The organism is Mesorhizobium sp. GW821-FHT07A06, from assembly GCF_059419085.1.
Window position 1 is genome coordinate 145,836 of the sequence record NZ_JBWKRC010000003.1, and the last position, 17,672, is coordinate 163,507.

Consider the following 17,672-nt stretch of genomic DNA (forward strand, 5'->3'; position numbering starts at 1 on the left):
CTCGCCGCGACTGACCGGCACGCTAGGGCAGATAATTAAGCCATATCTAATTCAGGCTACTCCGTTGCCCGGCACTGTCAAGCCGCGAGTGGCTGGGCTTGCGACAGGCGCTGCCACTCGCGGTGGAGAGCGCGAGGCCGCGGCAGTACGGATAATCTCCCCCTCGAGGGGGAGATGTCGCCAAAGGCGACAGAGGGGGTCGGTGCGACTGGATGCGACTTCCTTGCGGCGAATGTAGGCCGACACCTGGTCATACTGCCCGCCATCTTCCCCGAGGGGGGAGACCAACGCTTCGGCCTTTTGCCCAACCATCAGCGCCATAAAACAAGGGCGGACCTGGCAGCCCGCCCTTGTTTTTCGAAAGAAATTCGTCGGCTAATTACCGTTCCTGCCTCAATCTCCGGCACAGTTCATCGAGCTGCTCCAGCGAGCGGTAGGAAACGCGAAGTTCGCCGCCCTTGCCCTTGTGATCGATGGACACGATCATGCCGAGCGTATCGGTCATCAGCTTTTCCAGCGCCAGCGTGTCGGTATCCTTTTCAGGCGCGGCTTGCGCCTGCTTCGGCTTGGACGGCGTCGGACCGGCCGGCATCTGGGCCAGCGCCTCGGCCTGGCGCACCGAAAGGCCTTCCTCGACGATGCGCTTGGCGAGACCGGCCGGATCCTCCGCCGTCACCAGCGTGCGGGCGTGGCCGGCCGACAGCGCGCCGTCGACCAGCATGTCGCGGATCACCTCCGGCAACTTCAGCAGCCTGAGCGTGTTGGCGACATGGCTGCGGCTCTTGCCGATGACATTGCCGAGGTCGGCCTGGGTGTAGCCGTGATCGTCGATCAGCTGCTGGTAACCCAGCGCCTCCTCGACCGCGTTGAGGTCGGTGCGCTGCACATTCTCGATGATCGCCAGTTCCAGCGCCGTACGGTCGTTGACATCCCTGATGATGACCGGGATCTCGGTCAGCCCGGCGCGCTGCGCGGCGCGCCAGCGGCGCTCGCCGGCGATGATCTCGTAGCGGCCAGCCTGCGTCGGCGACGGTCGCGCCACCACCGGCTGCACCACGCCGTGCTCGCGGATCGACTGGGCAAGATCGGTCAGTTCGGCGTCGCCAAAGTGCCGGCGCGGATTTTTCGGGTTCGGGCTGACGAACTCGATCGGCACCTTGCCGTCCGCGCTCATGCCGGGCTTTTCCGGTGCCGCCGGGCGATCGATCTCGCCGATCAGTGCCGCCAGGCCACGCCCCAGTCTTTTCCTCGAAAGGTCTTCGCTCATCTCTATTCCAGGTTCTTCAGATCGTTTCGGTATCGAATCGGCTGTTAATCATGCATCCGATCTAATCAAGCGGCGCGCAATTTACGCTCGCGGCGGATCACTTCCGAGGCCAGTTGCAGATAGGCCTGGCTGCCCGAGCATTTGAGGTCATAGAGGATCGCTGGCTTGCCATAGGACGGCGCCTCGGACACCCGCACATTGCGCGGGATGATCGTCTCGTAGACCTTGTCGCCCATGTGCTGCCGCACATCCTGGACCACCTGGTTGGCCAGATTGTTGCGGCCGTCATACATGGTCAGCACGATGCCCTGGATGGTGAGGTCCGGATTGATCGAACGGCGCACCTGCTCGACAGTCTCCAGCAGCTGGCTCAGGCCTTCGAGCGCGAAGAACTCGCATTGCAGCGGCACCAGCACCGAATCGGCGGCCGCCATCGAGTTGAGCGTGAGCAGATTGAGCGACGGCGGGCAGTCGATCAGCACATAGCCGAACCCGGCCGAACGCGCCGAGGCCGCACGCAAGGCATTGCGCAGCCGCAGCACCCGGTCCGGCGCCGAGGCGATCTCCATCTCGATACCGAGCAGATCGAGCGTCGACGGCACGATGGACAGGCCAGGCACGGCTGTCGGAATGGCCGCGGCTTCCAACTCCAGCTCGCCCGTCAGCACATCGTAGGATGACACGGTCCGGTCCTTGCGGTCGATACCGAGGCCGGTGCTGGCATTGCCTTGCGGATCGAGATCGACGATCAGAACCTTTTCGCCGATTGCGGCCAAGGCGGTGGCTAGGTTGATGGCGGTGGTGGTCTTGCCGACACCGCCCTTCTGGTTGGCTACGGTGATGATTCGGGGGCCATTCTTCATCATGGGTTTATGCCAGAAATTCATTTTGGGTCGCCAGATAGCTCGACAAGTCGAAGATCAGACAGGTCGCAGATTTGACAGTTCAAGGATGACGCCATGCGGGTCCGTCACACTGCGATGTTCTACCAGATCGAAGGACCATCGGTTAACGCTTTCTTGCACTTCCGCGCGATAATCCCGGCCTTTGTGGAACAGCCCGCGCGCGCCTGATGTCAACCAGGGCGCCGACAGGTCGAGAAGGACCGAAAGCGAGGCCAGGGCCCGCGCCGTGACGATCTGCGGCGCCGCAACAAGCGCATGGCTGTCCTCAATGCGGCGCGCCACGATCCGAGCCGGCAGGTTGAACTGGCCGACGACAGCCTGCAGGAACGAAGCCTTTTTGCGGTTGCTTTCCACCAGATCGATGCTGGCCCCTGGGCGCTCGGCGAGCAGGAAAGCCATGACAAGGCCAGGAAATCCACCGCCGGAACCGATGTCGGCCCAACGCACGGCACCGGGTTCTATGCGGGCGAGCTGTGCGCTGTCCAATATATGGCGCTGCCAGACATCGGCCGAGGTCGACTGCGCCACGAGATTGATGCTGCGGTTCCATTTCTGGAACATCTGTTCGAATGCCACCAGGCGGTCGAATGTTTCACGTGAAACCGGGCCGGCGGCGGCCTCCAGGCTCTCCAGGGAAAAAGAGCTCACGCAACGTCCCTTTGGTCGCCCTGGAGCCTTTGCGCGCTTTCATGGTGGCGGACATGGGCGACGATGATCGCCAGCGCCGCCGGCGTCATGCCCTCCATGCGCTGGGCATCCGCGATGGAACGAGGCCGACGTGCCTGCATTTTCTGCTTCAGCTCGTTCGACAGCCCGGGAACAGCTGTGAAATCGACCGTCTCGGGGATCAGTCGGCTCTCCTCATGGCGAATCTGCGCGACATCCGTCTTCTGGCGATCGAGATAGACGGAATATTTCGCCTCCGTTTCGAGGCGCTCGGCGGTCTTTGCATCGATCGCGGCAAATTTCGGCTCTATCCTGGCCAGCCAGGCAACGTCGACGCTGGGATAGGCCAGCAATTCATAAGCGGACCGGCGTACGCCGTCGCGATTGATCTCCAGCCCGTGCCGCGCCGCCTCATTGGGCGTCATGGTCAGGGCCTTGGCCAACGCCCGCGCCGCGTCGAGACGCTGCATCACATCGCCATAGCGTTGGCTCCGTTGCGCCGAAGCGATCCCCAGCCTCTCCGCCAGCGGCGTCAGCCGCTCATCGGCATTGTCGGCTCGCAGCGACAGGCGGAATTCGGCGCGCGAGGTAAACATCCGATAAGGCTCGCTGATGCCGCGGCTGGTGAGGTCATCGACCATGACACCGATATAGGCCTCGGTGCGGCTGAGCACGATCTGCTCGCCGCCCGCCGCTCGCCTCGCCGCGTTGAGCCCCGCAAGCAAGCCTTGGCCGGCGGCCTCCTCATACCCCGTCGTGCCGTTGATCTGCCCGGCCAGGAACAGTCCGGCAACCCGTTTGGTCTCCAGTGTCTGATGCAGTTCGCGCGGATCGACATGATCATATTCAATGGCATAGCCGGGCTGCAGCATGACCGCGCGCTCCAGCCCCGGAATGGTCTTGAGGATATCGAGCTGCACATCCTCGGGCAGCGAAGTCGAAATCCCGTTCGGATAGACCGTATCGTCGTCGAGCCCTTCCGGCTCGAGAAAGATCTGATGGCCGTCCCGGTCGCCGAACTTGACGATCTTGTCTTCGATCGACGGGCAATAGCGCGGGCCGACGCCTTCGATGGAGCCGGAATACATGGCGGAGCGGCCAAGGTTGGCGCGGATCAGTTCATGTGTGGCTGGCGTCGTGCGCGTGATGCCGCAGTCGATCTGCGGTGTCTCGATGCGGTCGGTCATCAGCGAGAACGGAACCGGATCTTCATCCGCCGCCTGGCGGTCCAGCGAAGCCCAGTCGATGGTTTTTCCGTCCAGCCGTGGCGGCGTCCCGGTCTTCAGCCGGCCGAGCCGGAACCCTGCCCGGTCCATGGTCGCCGACAGGCCGAGGCTTGCCTGCTCGTTCATACGGCCGGCAACAATCTTCTTATCGCCGATATGGATGAGCCCCCGCAGGAAGGTGCCGGTCGTTAGCACCACGGCGCCGCATGCCAGACGGCGGCCGTCCCCCAGCAGGACGGCGGCGATCTTGCCGTTGTCGATTTCGAAATCCAAAACCTCGGCCTCGACCACGTCGAGATCGTTCTGCTGCCGAATCGCTTCTTGCATCGCAAGACGATAGAGCTTCCTGTCGGCCTGGGTGCGGGGTCCGCGGACCGCCGGGCCCTTGCGCCGGTTGAGCAGGCGGAACTGGATGCCCGCCGCGTCCGCCACGCGGCCCATCAGGCCATCCATGGCGTCGATCTCGCGCACCAGATGGCCCTTGCCGAGGCCGCCGATCGCCGGATTGCACGACATGACGCCGATCGTATCGAAGCGCAGCGTCACCAGCGCGGTCCTGGCCCCGGCGCGCGCGGCTGCGCTGGCCGCCTCGCAACCCGCATGGCCGCCGCCCACCACAACCACATCATAGTGATCGGTCATTTCGAATTTCCCGGGACTCAAAAGATTGAGGGACACATGTCCCCGCGGGGCGAGCCTGTCAAGAAAACTTCGCTGCAAGTTTCACGTGAAACAAAGGATTACCTAGCCTCCCCCTTGTGAGGAGGGTGAGCGTAGCGCCATGTTTCACGTGAGTCACAGCTGTCGCAGCTGTTTCACGTGTTTCACGTGAGTCATGCCCACGCATTGAGCGGCGAGCACCCGAGCCAGTCTCCAACTCATTGTTTCACGTGAGTCATTTCCCGATGCAGAACTGCCCGAAGATCACATCGAGCATATCCTCGACATCGATGGCGCCGACGATCCGGCCCAGGCGATCCGCCCCCAGCCGCAATTCCTCGGCGCGCAGCTCCTGGCCCTCGGCGCCGTCATCGGTGGCGCGAAGCAGATGACGATTGGCTTCGCCGAGCAATTCGACATGGCGCAGGCGCGATGGCAGAACATCGCCGATATCTCCGACCGCTTCCGCCGCGCGCCGACCGATTTCAGCAAGCAAGGCTTCCACGCCAGTCCCCCTTACGGTTGAAATGACGAGGTCATAACGGCTGGCGGCTTCCTGAGCCGCCTGCTCATCCAGCAGGTCGACCTTGGTGCCAACCCGAAGCAAAGCTGCGGCACCCGGCAATGGGCCGACATCCCCAGGAGACAGAATGTCTTCCAGCAACAGCAAGAGATCAGCGCGATCCGCCTTGGCCAGCGCCTTTTCGATGCCGATCGCCTCCACCTTGCCCGGCGCATCGCGCAGCCCGGCCGTATCCGTCAGCCTGACGCGCATCCCGTCGAGATCAAGCAGCACCTCGAGCAGGTCCCGTGTCGTGCCCGGCTCATCCGTTACAATAGCTGCATCGCGCCGCGCCAAGGCGTTGAACAGACTCGACTTGCCGGCGTTCGGCGCACCGAGGATGACCACCTCGAACCCGTCGCGGATGATCTCGGCGGTGCGAAATCCGGCGACATGGCGATCGATTTCCGCGATCATCGCCCGCACGTCAGACCAAACCGTATCCGAAACGGAACCCGGCACATCGTCCTCATCGGCGAAGTCGATCTCGGCCTCGATCATGGCGCGCGCATGGATCAGCCGCCGACGCCAGCCGAGATAAAGCGCGCTCTGAGCGCCCTCGGCATTCCGGATGGCAAAGCGGCGCTGCGCCTCGGTCTCGGCATTGACCAGATCCGCCAGCGCCTCGGTCTCCACCAGGTCCACCTTGCCGTTGAGAAAGGCTCGACGCGTGAATTCGCCGGGTTCCGCGTGCCTGACGCCATCAAAAGCGACGATTGTCTCCAGCATTCTGGCCACGACGGCACGTCCGCCATGGACATGGAATTCCGCCACGTCCTCTCCGGTAAAGCTGGCCGGGCCTGGAAAGAAGATGACAAGCCCGCTGTCCAGCAGCGATCCATCCGCTGTCCTGAACCTGCGCAGTACCGCCGCGCGGGCCTTAACCGTGCCTCCCGCAATCGTTTCGACAACGAATCGAGTCTGCGGACCGGAAATACGCAGCACGGCAACGCCAGCCGGAAGCCGGCCGCTGGACAGCGCCACAATGGAATCGCCTGAAATCATTTGCCCGCTCTGCTGAACCGCCCTAGCTTTCGCGACACGTTGAACCGAGTTGCCCGAGTTCCATTGTGACATTGCCCGCGCAAAACCTGCTTGCCGACGAGGCCAGCCCCTATCTGCGGCAGCACAGCGGCAATCCCGTCCATTGGCGGGCCTGGTCGCCGGCTTCGCTCGAGGAAGCCAAGGCCCTCGACAAGCCGATCCTGCTTTCCGTCGGCTATGCCGCCTGCCACTGGTGCCATGTCATGGCCCATGAAAGCTTCGAGAATGACGCGGTCGCCGCCGTCATGAACCGTCTGTTCGTCAATATCAAGGTCGACCGCGAGGAGCGCCCGGACATCGACCAGATCTATATGGCGGCCTTGTCCTCGATGGGCGAACAAGGCGGCTGGCCGCTGACCATGTTCCTGACCCCCGACGGCAAGCCCTTCTGGGGCGGCACCTATTTCCCGCGCGAGTCGCGCTATGGCCGCCCGGGATTCACTCAGGTGATGGAAGCGGTCGACAAGGCCTGGCGGGAAAAGCGCGCCAGCCTGAACCAGAGCGCCGACGGCCTGACCAGCCATGTCGAAGCGCGGCTCTCCGGCACGCACGCCAAGGAAAGCCTTGACCGCGGTACGCTGAGCGACCTCGCAGGCCGCATCGACGGCATGATCGACCGCGACCTTGGCGGCCTGCGCGGCGCCCCGAAATTCCCCAACGCGCCATTCATGCTCACCCTATGGCTGTCCTGGCTGCGCGATGGCAACGCCACGCATCGCGACGACGTGCTCGTCAGCCTCGAACAGATGCTCGCCGGCGGCATTTATGATCACATTGGCGGCGGGCTCAGCCGCTACTCGACCGATGCCGAATGGCTGGTGCCGCATTTCGAGAAGATGCTCTACGACAATGCGGAGCTCATTCGCTTCTGCAACTGGGCCTATGCCGCGAGCGGCAGTGATTTGTTCCGGATACGAATCGAAGAGACCGTCGGGTGGCTTATGCGCGAGATGCGCGTTGACGGCGGGGCTTTCGCCGCCAGCCTCGACGCCGACAGTGATGGTGAGGAAGGTCTTTTCTACACCTGGAGCCGAGAGGAAGTGGAAGCCGTCCTCGGCGACGATTCTTCTTTGTTTTTCAATTACTTCACGCTCTCTAGCCCGCATGGCTGGGAAGGCAAGCCGATTGTCCACCAAACCCGCGCCCAGCAAGCCCGGGGCGTGGCCGACCGGGAACGATTGATCCCGCTCAAGGCGCGGCTTCTCGCCGCCCGGGAGGAGCGAGTCAGGCCGGGCCTGGATGCAAAGACCCTCACCGACTGGAACGGCCAGATGATAGCCGCGCTCGCCGGGGCCGGCCGCTCGCTGAACCGGCCCGACTGGATCGAAGTGGCGGCAAAGGCCTTTGCCCATATCGTCGCGGCCAGCCACGACAAGCGCCTGCCGCATTCCATGCTCGGCCCGAGAAAGCTCTTCCCCGCTCTGTCGAGCGACTATGCCGCCATGGCCAACGCCGCGATCTCGCTGTTCGAAGCGTCAGGCGATTGGGATTATGTCGATCAGGCCAGCGGGTTCGTCGAACAACTCGACCGCTGGCACGCCGACGCCACGGGGACGGGGTACTACCTGACCGCTTCGGACAGCACCGACGTGCCGATCCGCATCAGGGGCGATGTCGACGAGGCCATTTCGTCAGCCACCAGCCAGATCATCGAAGCGCTGGTCCGGCTAGCCTCGGTCACTGGCGATCTCGACCTGCACGAAAAGGCCTGGCAGGTCGCCGAGCACGCGGCCGGCCGTGCCGCGCATCAGGCTTACGGCCAGGCGGGCATCGTCAATGCCTGTTCGCTTGCAATCGAGCCTCTGAAACTGGTCATCGTGGACAGGCTGGAAGATCCGAAGCTCGTTCCGGTAGCGAATCGATGCCCTGACCCACGCCGCGTCGACATCATTACGACGATTGGTTCGGAAGCGAATCGACCGCTGCTGCCCGGCGGCATCTTCCCGCCGACCAACAGGCCGGGCGCCTGGCTTTGCACCGGCCAGGTCTGCCTGCCGGCGGTGACGGATGCCGAGGAACTGGAGCGGTTGTTGCGGCGAAAGTGAACCGCCGGCCCCGGCGCTGGCCCACCCCGCTCCGCTGCGCGGATCGACCCTCCCCACAAGGGGGAGAGTAAGCGCTTTACGTGTTCATCGAATCGAAGAAATCGGCGTTGGTCTTGGTCTGCTTCAACTTGTCGATGAGGAACTCGATCGCGTCGGTGGTTCCCATCGGCGCCAGGATGCGGCGCAGCACGAAGATCTTCTGCAGGTCGGAGCGTGGAACCAGCAGGTCCTCCTTGCGGGTGCCGGACTTCAATATGTCCATGGCCGGATAGATGCGCTTGTCGGCGACCTTGCGGTCGAGCACGATTTCCGAATTGCCGGTGCCCTTGAACTCTTCGAAGATGACTTCGTCCATGCGGCTGCCGGTATCGATCAGCGCCGTGGCGATGATGGTCAGCGAGCCGCCTTCCTCGATGTTACGCGCCGCACCGAAGAAGCGCTTCGGGCGCTGCAGCGCGTTGGCGTCGACACCGCCGGTCAGCACCTTGCCGGATGACGGCACCACGGTGTTGTAGGCGCGGCCGAGACGGGTGATGGAATCGAGCAGGATGACGACGTCGCGGCCATGTTCGACCAGGCGCTTGGCCTTTTCGATCACCATTTCGGCGACCTGGACGTGGCGCACCGCCGGCTCGTCGAAGGTCGAGGACACGACCTCGCCCTTCACCGAACGCTGCATGTCGGTCACTTCTTCCGGTCGCTCATCGATCAAAAGCACGATCAGATAGCATTCGGGGTGATTGGTGGTGATCGAGTGGGCGATGTTCTGCAGCAGCACCGTCTTGCCGGTGCGCGGCTGCGCGACGATCAGGGCGCGCTGGCCCTTGCCGAGCGGCGCCACCAGGTCGATGACGCGCGGCGAGATGTCCTTGGAGGTCGGAACCTCCATCTCCATCTTCAGCCGCGAGGTCGGATAGAGCGGCGTCAGATTGTCGAAGTGGATCTTGTGACGGATCTTTTCGGGATCGTCGAAATTGATGGTGTTGACCTTGAGCAGCGCGAAATAGCGCTCGCCCTCTTTCGGGCTGCGGATCGGCCCTTCGACCGTATCGCCGGTCTTCAAGGAAAAGCGACGGATTTGCGACGGCGAAATATAGATGTCGTCGGGACCCGGCAGATAGTTGGCGTTGGCCGAGCGCAGGAAGCCGAAACCGTCCTGAAGCACTTCGACCACGCCGTCGCCGATGATCTCGACGTCCTGGGCGGCCAGTTTCTTCAGGATCGCGAACATCAGCTCCTGCTTGCGCATGACGCTGGCATTCTCGACCTCGAGCGATTCGGCGTAAGCGATCAGCTCCGGCGGTTTCTTGTTCTTGAATTCGGTAAGCTTCATTTCTTGCATAGACGGACTCTGGGTGAGCTTTGGGAAAAAATATCGGCGGGATGCGACAAATGCCGGGCGCGGCCGAAAACAATGAGGGGCGGCGCATGACGGGAAGGAAGACCCGTCTTTTATCGTCGGTCGGATGAAAGAGCAAGCCGCGTTTTGCGGGCCGAAAAAGGCCTGGAGCGCGGCATGTCGTAACCTAAAACCGCGACCGCTTTCGCGCGGCCTGCGTCAGAACGGCTTGACGACTACCAGGATCACGATTGCTATCATCAGCAATGTGGGGATTTCGTTGATCATCCGCCAGTGCTTCGCGGACTTTTCATTGCGATCCTCAGCGAATTTCCGCGCCGCGCCCGCCAGATAGCCATGGACACCGGACAACAGAAGCACCAGGCCGATCTTGGCGTGCAGCCAGCCGCCCTGGAAGCCAAAGACTTTCCAGGCGAGCCACAGCCCGAACACCCAGGTAACGATCATCGCCGGATTGATGATGCCGCGCAGCAGGCGCCGCTCCATCACCTTGAAGGTCTCCGACTGCACTGAACCTTTCTCGGCATCGACGTGATAGACGAACAGCCGCGGCAGATAGAGCATGCCGGCCATCCAGGAGATGACGGCGAGGATATGGATCGCCTTTGCCCAGGGGTAGAAGCCTTCGGGTGCGACCAAAAACAGAAGCGCCGTCAGCACAATCAGTACGCCGATGCTGATGACCATGCGCATCATCGCCTGGCCGGTGCTGTTGGTGTTGTTCATCTCGGCCATCAGCGTACCGCGCTCCTCACCTGTTTCACCATTGCTTCGACATGCGCGATCGGTGTCTCCGGCGTGATGCCGTGGCCTAGATTGAAGATCAGCGGTCCGTCACCCAGCGCCTTCAGGATGGTCTCGACGCCATCGGACAGCGCCTTGCCGCCTGCCACGAGACGCAAGGGATCGAGATTGCCCTGAACCGCACCCGAGCGCTGCAGATCCTTCGCCGCCGCCAGCGGCACCGTCCAGTCGATCCCCAGCCCCGTCACGCCGGTCTTCTGGCGATAGGTCCGGTAGCGGGCGCCGGCGCCCTTGGGAAAGCCGATGATCGGGACATCGGGATGGACCGCCCGAACCTGCCTGACGATCTCGGCCACCGGCCAGACGCAAAACTGGTCGAACGACGCATCGTCGAGCACGCCGGACCAGGAATCGAAAATCTGCACGACGTCGGCACCGGCCTCGATCTGGCGGATCAGATAGGCCGCCGAATGATCGGCCAGCACCTTCAGGAGCTGTTGAAACGCCGCCGGCTCGCGATAGGCGAACAGCCGCGCCGGCGCCTGGTCGGGGGTTCCATGGCCGGCAATCATGTAGGTCGCCACCGTCCACGGCGCGCCGCAGAAGCCGATCAGGGTGGTTTCTTCAGGCAGCTTTACCCGCAACCGGCGAACCGTCTCATAGACCGGTTCGAGATTCACGTGAAACACATCGCTTTCCAGAGCCATGATCTCGGCAACCGAGATCGGCGTCAAAAGCGGTCCTCGCCCTTCTTCGAAGCGCACGTCGCGGCCAAGCGCATGTGGAACGACAAGGATATCCGAGAACAGGATCGAGGCATCGAAGCCGAAGCGCTCGATCGGCTGCAGCGTCACTTCGACGGCGAGATCGGGATCGTAGCAGAGGTCGAGGAACGAACCGGCGCGCCTGCGTGTTTCACGATACTCAGGCAGATAGCGCCCGGCCTGACGCATCATCCAGAGCGGAGGCGGAAACACTGCCTCGCCCTTCAGGACGTCCAGCATGATCCGGCTTTTGGGCATTGAACGCTCGCCTCTCCCAGCCTTCCTATAATCAAAGATTCTTATATCTAAGATTCTTCTGATTCTAAGAGTCTGTTGGTTGTGGTGGTTGTCACCTGTCCCGCTTCGTCAGGCAAAAAGCCAGCAAGCATATTGTCGCGCGCTTCTCTCTCCCGGCTGCACGGTTCTGGGGACAGTCCGGAATCTATCATTGGAGTCAAAGCCTTGGAACATCCCGCAAAAAACCGGCCCTGTGGATGGCGGGAAGGCAAAAGCGCCCGTCCCCAGATTTGTCCCCAGCCGCCCGGCGAAGCTGACAGAGGATCGAATTGTGGACAAACCCGCATCTGATACAGTCGCCCGCCACGACCCTGCCTTTCCATTCGACCTTATCCACATCCGCCCACAGCCCCAGGTGATCCCTGTGAACAAACCCCAGAGCTTCTTTCACCTGCATCTGATTTCCGATGCCACCGGCGAAACGCTGCTCGCCGCCGGGCGGGCGGCCTCCGCGCAATACAAGGATGCGCGCGCCATCGAGCACATCTACCCGCTCATCCGCACCGAAAAGCAGGTGGCCAAGGTGTTCGAGGACATAGAGGAGGAGCCGGGCATCATCCTCTATACGGTCGTCGACCAGAAGCTGGCGCGCGGCATCGACGAGCGCTGCGCCACCATGGGCCTGCCCTGTGTCTCCGTGCTGGAGCCGGTGCTCACCGTCTTCCAGTCCTATCTGGGCACGCCTGCCGGCCGGCGCGTCGGCGCCCAGCACGTCCTCGACGCCGAATATTTCCGCCGCATCGACGCTCTCAACTTCACCATGGACCATGATGACGGCCAGTTGCCGCTCAACATGGATGATGCCGATGTCGTGCTGATCGGCATCTCGCGCACCTCCAAGACGCCGACCAGCATCTATCTCGCCAATCGCGGCATCAAGACCGCCAACATACCGATCGTGCTTGGCGTGCCGGTGCCCGAAAGCCTGGTCGCCGCCAAGACACCGCTGATCGTCGGGCTGATCGCCACCGCGGAGCGCATCTCGCATGTCCGCCAGAACCGTATCCTCGGCAACAGCAGCTCCTACGTGCCGACCGACTATGTCGACCGCGCGGCGATCAACGAGGAGCTCGCCTATGCCCGACAGATCTGTACCCGCCATGGCTGGCCGATGATCGATGTCAGCCGCCGCTCGATCGAGGAAACGGCCGCGGCGATCGTTGCCCTGAGAGGGAAGAACAGATAATTGGGGCCGGGCTGCGGGTTTGTTTGCATCCACCGTCGCGAAGCTCGAAGGTCACGCCATGCCGTGACGGTGGCCAAGGGGTGCGGCGGTCGAATACACGCCACTCAGCCAGCATCCCAACCACAAATATCCAGGCACAAACCATGACCGAAAAAATCATCCTCGCCTCCGGCAGTCCGTTCCGCAAGGCGATGCTCGTCAATGCCGGGCTCGACATCGAGGCAGTGCCCGCCGATGTCGATGAGCGCGCGCTCGAGGCGCCGTTGCAGGACAGCGGGGTTTCGCCCGAGGATGTCGCCCTGGTGCTGGCCGAGGCGAAGGCCACCGAGGTCAGCGAGCGCCGGCCCGGCGCGCTGGTGCTTGGCTGCGACCAGACCTTGTCGCTCGGCGACGAGGTGTTCCACAAGCCGGCCGACATGGAGGGTGCGCGCCGCCATCTCCTGGCGCTATCGGGCAGGACGCATCAGCTCAACAGCGCCGCGGTGCTGGTCCGTGACGGCAAGGTGCTGTGGCGCCATGTCGGTATCGTCTCCATGACCATGCGCAAGCTCGACCCCGGCTTTATCGGCCGCCACCTCGCCCGCGTCGGCGCCAGGGCGCTGTCCAGTGTCGGCGCCTATCAGATCGAAGGTGAAGGCATCCAGCTTTTCGAGAAGATCGAGGGCGACCACTTCACCATTGTCGGCCTGCCGCTTTTGCCGCTGCTGGCGGAACTGCGCACACTGGGAGCCATCGATGGCTGAGGCAACGAAAAGGGCCTTCGTCACCGGCCATCCGATCAAGCATTCGCGCTCGCCGAAGATTCACGGCCACTGGCTGGCCAAGCACGGCATCAATGGCAGCTACGAGGCCATCGACGTGGCGCCGCGGGATTTTGCCGAATTCATCGCGACATTGCAGGCAAACGGGTTTCGCGGCGGCAATGTCACCATCCCGCACAAGGAAGCCGCCTTCGCCCTCGTCCACCGCCGCGACCAGGCGGCCGAGGAGATCGGCGCCGTCAACACGCTGTGGGTCGAGAACGGTGTCCTGTGGGGCGGCAACACCGACGGCCACGGCTTTGCCGCCAACCTCGATGACTACGCGCCGGGCTGGGCGAACACCGGACCCGCGGTCGTGCTTGGCGCCGGCGGCGCGTCGCGCGCCGTCATCCAGGCGCTGAAGCAGCGTGGCGTCGCCGATATCCGCATCGTCAACCGCACGCTGGCCCGGGCACAGGAATTGCGCGATCGTTTCGGCGCCGGCGTTTCGGCGCACGGCACGGCGGCGACCGACGAATTGCTGGCCGATGCCGGCCTGCTGGTCAACACCACCGCGCTCGGCATGGTCGGCAATGAGGGCCTCTCCGCCGATTCCGCCTTGCTGCCGGACCATGCCGTCGTCACCGACCTCGTCTATGTGCCGCTGGAAACGCCGCTACTTGCCGCCGCGCGCGCCAGGGGGCTGAGAACGGTCGATGGCCTCGGCATGCTGCTCAACCAGGCCGTGCCCGGCTTCGAACACTGGTTCGGCGTCAAGCCGCAGGTCACGGCCGAGCTGCGCGCGCTCATCGTCGCCGATCTGGTGCCGAAACCATGATCGTGCTCGGCCTCACCGGTTCGATCGGCATGGGCAAGTCGACGACGGCGAAGATGTTCGCCGAGGCCGGCGTGCCGGTCCACGATTCCGACGAGACGGTGCATCGCCTCTATTCGGGCGCGGCGGCGCCTTTGGTGGAGGCCGCCTTTCCCGGCACCACGAGTGGCGGCGTGGTCGATCGCGCAAAACTTGGCGCGCGCGTCCTTGGCGATGCCGCCGCGCTGAAGCAACTGGAAGCCATCATCCACCCGCTGGTCCGCGCCGATGCCGACGCGTTCCTGGCCAAGCATCGTAACGCCGGCGAATCGATTGCCGTGCTCGACATTCCTCTGCTGTTCGAAACCGGCGGCCGTGGCCGCGTCGACAAGGTCGTCGTCGTCACCGCGACCGCCGAAGTGCAGCGCCAGCGCGTGCTGGCGCGGCCGGGCATGACGGAAGAGAAACTGGCGGCCATACTGGCCAAGCAGGTGCCGGATGAGGAGAAGCGCCGGCTGGCGGATTTCATCATCGACACCGGCCAGGGGCTGGATGCAGCGCGGGCGGCGGTCGATGCGATCATTGCGGAATTGATCGGGTGTCGCTGACGCTTCCTTCCCTTCTCCCACAAGGGGAGAAGGGAAAAGAGGCATTGCCATTTTGTTCCGGTCTCGTGATTCTGCTCCTTTGGAGCGACTGATTCGATGCGCGAGATCATCTTCGACACGGAAACCACCGGACTTGATTCGCGCGACGACCGCGTGATCGAGCTGGGCGGCGTCGAACTGGTCAACCGTTTTCCGACCGGCAGGACCTTCCACCACTACATCAACCCGCAGGGCCGGGCGATCCATGAGGAAGCGCAAGCGGTGCACGGCATCAGCGCGGCCGACCTCGCGGGCAAGCCGACCTTTGCCGAAATCGCCGAGGAATGGCTGACCTTCACCGACGGCGCCAAGCTGGTCGCCCACAACGCCACTTTCGACATCGGCTTCCTCAATGTCGAATTCGGCCGGCTCGGTCATCCCGTCGTCGATCCCGGCCGCGTCGTCGATACGCTGGCGCTGGCGCGCCGCAAGCACCCGATGGGTCCCAATTCGCTCGACGCGCTCTGCCGGCGCTACGGCATCGACAACACGAAGCGCACCAAGCACGGCGCGCTTCTCGATTCCGAATTGCTGGCCGAGGTCTATATCGAGCTGATCGGCGGCAAGCAGGCCGCCCTCATCCTCGACAGTTCGACCGCGCCGGCGCGGGGCGGCGAAAATGTCCGGCATATCGAAATCATCGTCGCCCAACGCCCGGCCCCATTGCCGTCGCGCCTCACCGAGGCCGATCGCGCCGCTCACGCCGCCATGGTCGCCACGCTCGGCGAAAAGGCGCTCTGGCTGAAAGCGACGTCACCCGAAGCGAATATCGCGACGTCGTCCTAGCCTCAGTACGGCCATTCGCTCCGGCCCAGTGCGCCAACCGCCGCGATGATGCGCGCGAGTGCCTCGGCGGCCGCGGGCATCGTGGTGCGGGCGCGCAGGAAACTGTGAACCAGGCGCTTCTCCTCATGCCACCATGCCTTGCCGCCGGCGGCCAGGATGCGGTCGCGATAGGTCTCGCCATCGGATGACAGCGGGTCGCATTCGGCCGTGATGATCACCGTCGGCGGCAGGCCTGAAAAATCGCTGTCGCGCAGCGGCGAGAAGGTGGGATCGTCAGGCGCTTGCCGCCTGGCCGAGCGGACGTCGCGGTAGAAGGCGATGTCGCCGACGGACAGCAGCGGCGCCTCGGCATGCTCGACGTAGGAACCCTTGCTCTCGTCGCCGCCAAGGCCGGGATAGATCAGAACCTGGCCGATCGCGGTCCGGGCGTGTCGGCGCGTTGCGTGCGCCACCGCGGCGGCCAGATTGCCGCCGGCGCTCTCGCCGCACAGCACGATCGGCAGATCGGTGGCGGCCGCTGCCCATGCGAAAGCGGTCATCGCATCGTCGAAGGCGGCGGGATGGACATGTTCGGGCGCCAGCCGGTAGTCGACCGACAGCACGTCGAAGCCGGTGCCGGCGCAGAGTTCGGCGCAGATGTCGTCATGGCTGTCGAGCCCGCCAAGGATGAAGCCGCCGCCATGGAAATAGAGCACCATGGCGCGCGCGGGGCTGCCGGCGGGCTGGTAGTGGCGGATCGGAATGCCGTGGCCCGGCGCGGCGACCAGGCCATCGCTGACCTTGACCCCTGCCGGGCGCCCTTGATGGAAGGCCCGGCACATCCTGTCATAGACCGCGCGCTGCCTGTCGATCGGCAGGCCGGTGATCTCGGGCGGATACCAGGCGTTGACGCTGTCGATATAGGCCCAAAGCGCCGGATCGAGCCGTGTTTCATATTTGCCGCGGCCGGTCATGTCGGTCTGCTCAACCTGTTCACAGATCGGCGTAGAGGGCGGCTGCGTTGTCGAAACTGAAGCGCAGCGGCACCGAGCCCTCGACCTGCCAGGCGGAGACCACCTCGCCGGCCAGCAGCCGGCAGGCGCCGTCCGTGTCGGTGACCGCGCCGCCATAAAGCCGGTTGGCAAGGTTGAGGATGCCGGTCTGGTGCATGGCCGCACTGCCGCTGCCGCAGGCATCCTTGACCAGCAGCACGCGAAAACCTTTCGCAACCGCATCCTTTACGGATGCGTCGATACAGGCCTCGGTCCACACACCGGCGATGACCAGCCATTCGATACCGGACGCCTTGAGTCTATCGGCGGCCGAACCGGTGCGAAAGGCGCTGGCCTCGGCCTTGATCAGCAGCGCCTCGCCATCGGCGGGCGCCACCTCATGGCAGATTTCGGTCAGCGGATCGCTCTTGTCGGAGAAAGCCGACTTGCCGTCGGCGCCGACGGGATGAAAGGGCCGGTCCTGCTTGTCGAGATCGACGATATAGGCCCAATGCTGGAGCGGCACGTGGTTGGCGCGCGCCGCTTCCTGCAGGCGCCGGACATTGGCCAGGATGCCGGCGAAGCCCTCGACCAGATAGCGCGGGTCCTGCCGGTGCTCCTCCTGCAGGTCGATGAAGACCGCGGCCACGGTGCCGCGCTTGATGGCGATGGGGCTTTTCATGCGGAGGCGCCTTGGCTTCGTGTGGCCGCCGCCGCCGCTCCTTTCAGTGAGCTGGCGCAACCGGTGGTGATTGGCCGTCGCCTCCCCACCTTCGTCATCCACGGGCGGAGCAGGAGCGAAGCACCGTCGCGGTGACCCGAGGATCCATACCGTGACCTTTCTGACGGGCGCAGCGGAGAAGAATTCAGGACCGTGGCGACGCGTTGGAGTCCCGGCATGAATCCCAGGGTCTGCGCCGCGTCGCTGCGCTCCTTGCTCCGCCCTGGGATGACGAAGGGATGGGTATTCGCGCTGATTGCCAACGGA

At 63.9% G+C, this 17,672-nt stretch carries 16 protein-coding genes; 6 read left to right on the forward strand and 10 right to left on the reverse strand.

Going from position 1 to position 17,672, the window contains the following annotated elements:
- Nucleotides 1-379: 379 nt before the first annotated feature.
- From AC07SZ_RS11150 to mnmE, 5 genes are all read right to left on the reverse strand, one after another.
- On the reverse strand, nt 380-1,267 hold the full coding sequence (locus tag AC07SZ_RS11150; RefSeq protein ID WP_494914282.1) for a ParB/RepB/Spo0J family partition protein: 888 nt from the start codon (nt 1,265-1,267) through the stop codon (nt 380-382).
- 65 nt (nt 1,268-1,332) lie between these two features.
- Nucleotides 1,333-2,133, reverse strand: coding sequence for a ParA family protein (locus AC07SZ_RS11155; RefSeq protein WP_081689605.1), 801 nt, complete (start codon nt 2,131-2,133; stop codon nt 1,333-1,335).
- A gap of 54 nt (nt 2,134-2,187) precedes the next feature.
- Complete coding sequence (gene rsmG / locus AC07SZ_RS11160) at nt 2,188-2,820, reverse strand: 16S rRNA (guanine(527)-N(7))-methyltransferase RsmG (protein WP_494914283.1); 633 nt, start codon at nt 2,818-2,820, stop codon at nt 2,188-2,190.
- Nucleotides 2,817-4,706, reverse strand: a complete 1,890-nt coding sequence (mnmG, locus tag AC07SZ_RS11165) for a tRNA uridine-5-carboxymethylaminomethyl(34) synthesis enzyme MnmG (RefSeq protein WP_494914284.1) — start codon at nt 4,704-4,706, stop codon at nt 2,817-2,819. The genes rsmG and mnmG overlap by 4 nt, the downstream gene beginning before the upstream one ends.
- A 253-nt stretch (nt 4,707-4,959) precedes the next feature.
- The gene (gene mnmE, locus AC07SZ_RS11170; protein ID WP_494914285.1) at nt 4,960-6,291 is read right to left on the reverse strand and encodes a tRNA uridine-5-carboxymethylaminomethyl(34) synthesis GTPase MnmE; all 1,332 of its coding nucleotides are present in this window, start codon (nt 6,289-6,291) and stop codon (nt 4,960-4,962) included.
- Between the two features lie 65 nt (nt 6,292-6,356).
- Here mnmE and AC07SZ_RS11175 point away from each other — a divergent pair, with 65 nt between their 5' ends.
- Nucleotides 6,357-8,375, forward strand: a complete 2,019-nt coding sequence (locus tag AC07SZ_RS11175) for a thioredoxin domain-containing protein (protein ID WP_172371604.1) — start codon at nt 6,357-6,359, stop codon at nt 8,373-8,375.
- 76 nt (nt 8,376-8,451) lie between these two features.
- On the opposite strand, the gene rho is transcribed toward AC07SZ_RS11175, so the two are convergent.
- From rho to hemE, 3 genes are all read right to left on the reverse strand, one after another.
- The gene (gene rho, locus AC07SZ_RS11180) at nt 8,452-9,717 is read right to left on the reverse strand and encodes a transcription termination factor Rho (RefSeq protein WP_081294988.1); all 1,266 of its coding nucleotides are present in this window, start codon (nt 9,715-9,717) and stop codon (nt 8,452-8,454) included.
- A gap of 216 nt (nt 9,718-9,933) precedes the next feature.
- On the reverse strand, nt 9,934-10,470 hold the full coding sequence (hemJ, locus tag AC07SZ_RS11185) for a protoporphyrinogen oxidase HemJ (RefSeq protein ID WP_494914286.1): 537 nt from the start codon (nt 10,468-10,470) through the stop codon (nt 9,934-9,936).
- On the reverse strand, nt 10,470-11,501 hold the full coding sequence (gene hemE, locus AC07SZ_RS11190; protein WP_494914287.1) for a uroporphyrinogen decarboxylase: 1,032 nt from the start codon (nt 11,499-11,501) through the stop codon (nt 10,470-10,472). The genes hemJ and hemE overlap by 1 nt, the downstream gene beginning before the upstream one ends.
- A 403-nt stretch (nt 11,502-11,904) precedes the next feature.
- Here hemE and AC07SZ_RS11195 point away from each other — a divergent pair, with 403 nt between their 5' ends.
- The 5 genes from AC07SZ_RS11195 (at nt 11,905) to dnaQ (ending at nt 15,713) form a co-directional block, all read left to right on the forward strand.
- The gene (locus AC07SZ_RS11195; RefSeq protein ID WP_056574226.1) at nt 11,905-12,726 is read left to right on the forward strand and encodes a pyruvate, water dikinase regulatory protein; all 822 of its coding nucleotides are present in this window, start codon (nt 11,905-11,907) and stop codon (nt 12,724-12,726) included.
- 143 nt (nt 12,727-12,869) lie between these two features.
- Nucleotides 12,870-13,469: a Maf-like protein gene (locus tag AC07SZ_RS11200; protein WP_494914288.1), complete on the forward strand. Its 600-nt coding sequence runs from the start codon at nt 12,870-12,872 to the stop codon at nt 13,467-13,469.
- Nucleotides 13,462-14,304: a shikimate dehydrogenase gene (locus tag AC07SZ_RS11205; RefSeq protein WP_494914289.1), complete on the forward strand. Its 843-nt coding sequence runs from the start codon at nt 13,462-13,464 to the stop codon at nt 14,302-14,304. Before AC07SZ_RS11200 ends, AC07SZ_RS11205 begins: the two co-directional genes overlap by 8 nt.
- The gene (gene coaE / locus AC07SZ_RS11210) at nt 14,301-14,888 is read left to right on the forward strand and encodes a dephospho-CoA kinase (RefSeq protein ID WP_172371600.1); all 588 of its coding nucleotides are present in this window, start codon (nt 14,301-14,303) and stop codon (nt 14,886-14,888) included. Before AC07SZ_RS11205 ends, coaE begins: the two co-directional genes overlap by 4 nt.
- 96 nt (nt 14,889-14,984) lie before the next feature.
- Nucleotides 14,985-15,713 (forward strand): DNA polymerase III subunit epsilon, encoded by a 729-nt coding sequence (dnaQ, locus tag AC07SZ_RS11215; RefSeq protein ID WP_056574212.1) that lies wholly within the window; start codon nt 14,985-14,987, stop codon nt 15,711-15,713.
- A 2-nt stretch (nt 15,714-15,715) separates the two neighbouring features.
- Here the strand turns inward: dnaQ and AC07SZ_RS11220 are convergent, their stop codons facing one another.
- Nucleotides 15,716-16,666 carry an alpha/beta hydrolase gene (locus AC07SZ_RS11220; RefSeq protein ID WP_494914290.1) on the reverse strand — a complete coding sequence of 317 codons (951 nt, stop codon included), beginning with the start codon at nt 16,664-16,666 and terminating at the stop codon, nt 15,716-15,718.
- 19 nt (nt 16,667-16,685) lie between these two features.
- Nucleotides 16,686-17,366, reverse strand: coding sequence for an isochorismatase family protein (locus AC07SZ_RS11225; RefSeq protein WP_056576352.1), 681 nt, complete (start codon nt 17,364-17,366; stop codon nt 16,686-16,688).
- Between the last annotated feature and the right edge of the window lie 306 nt (nt 17,367-17,672).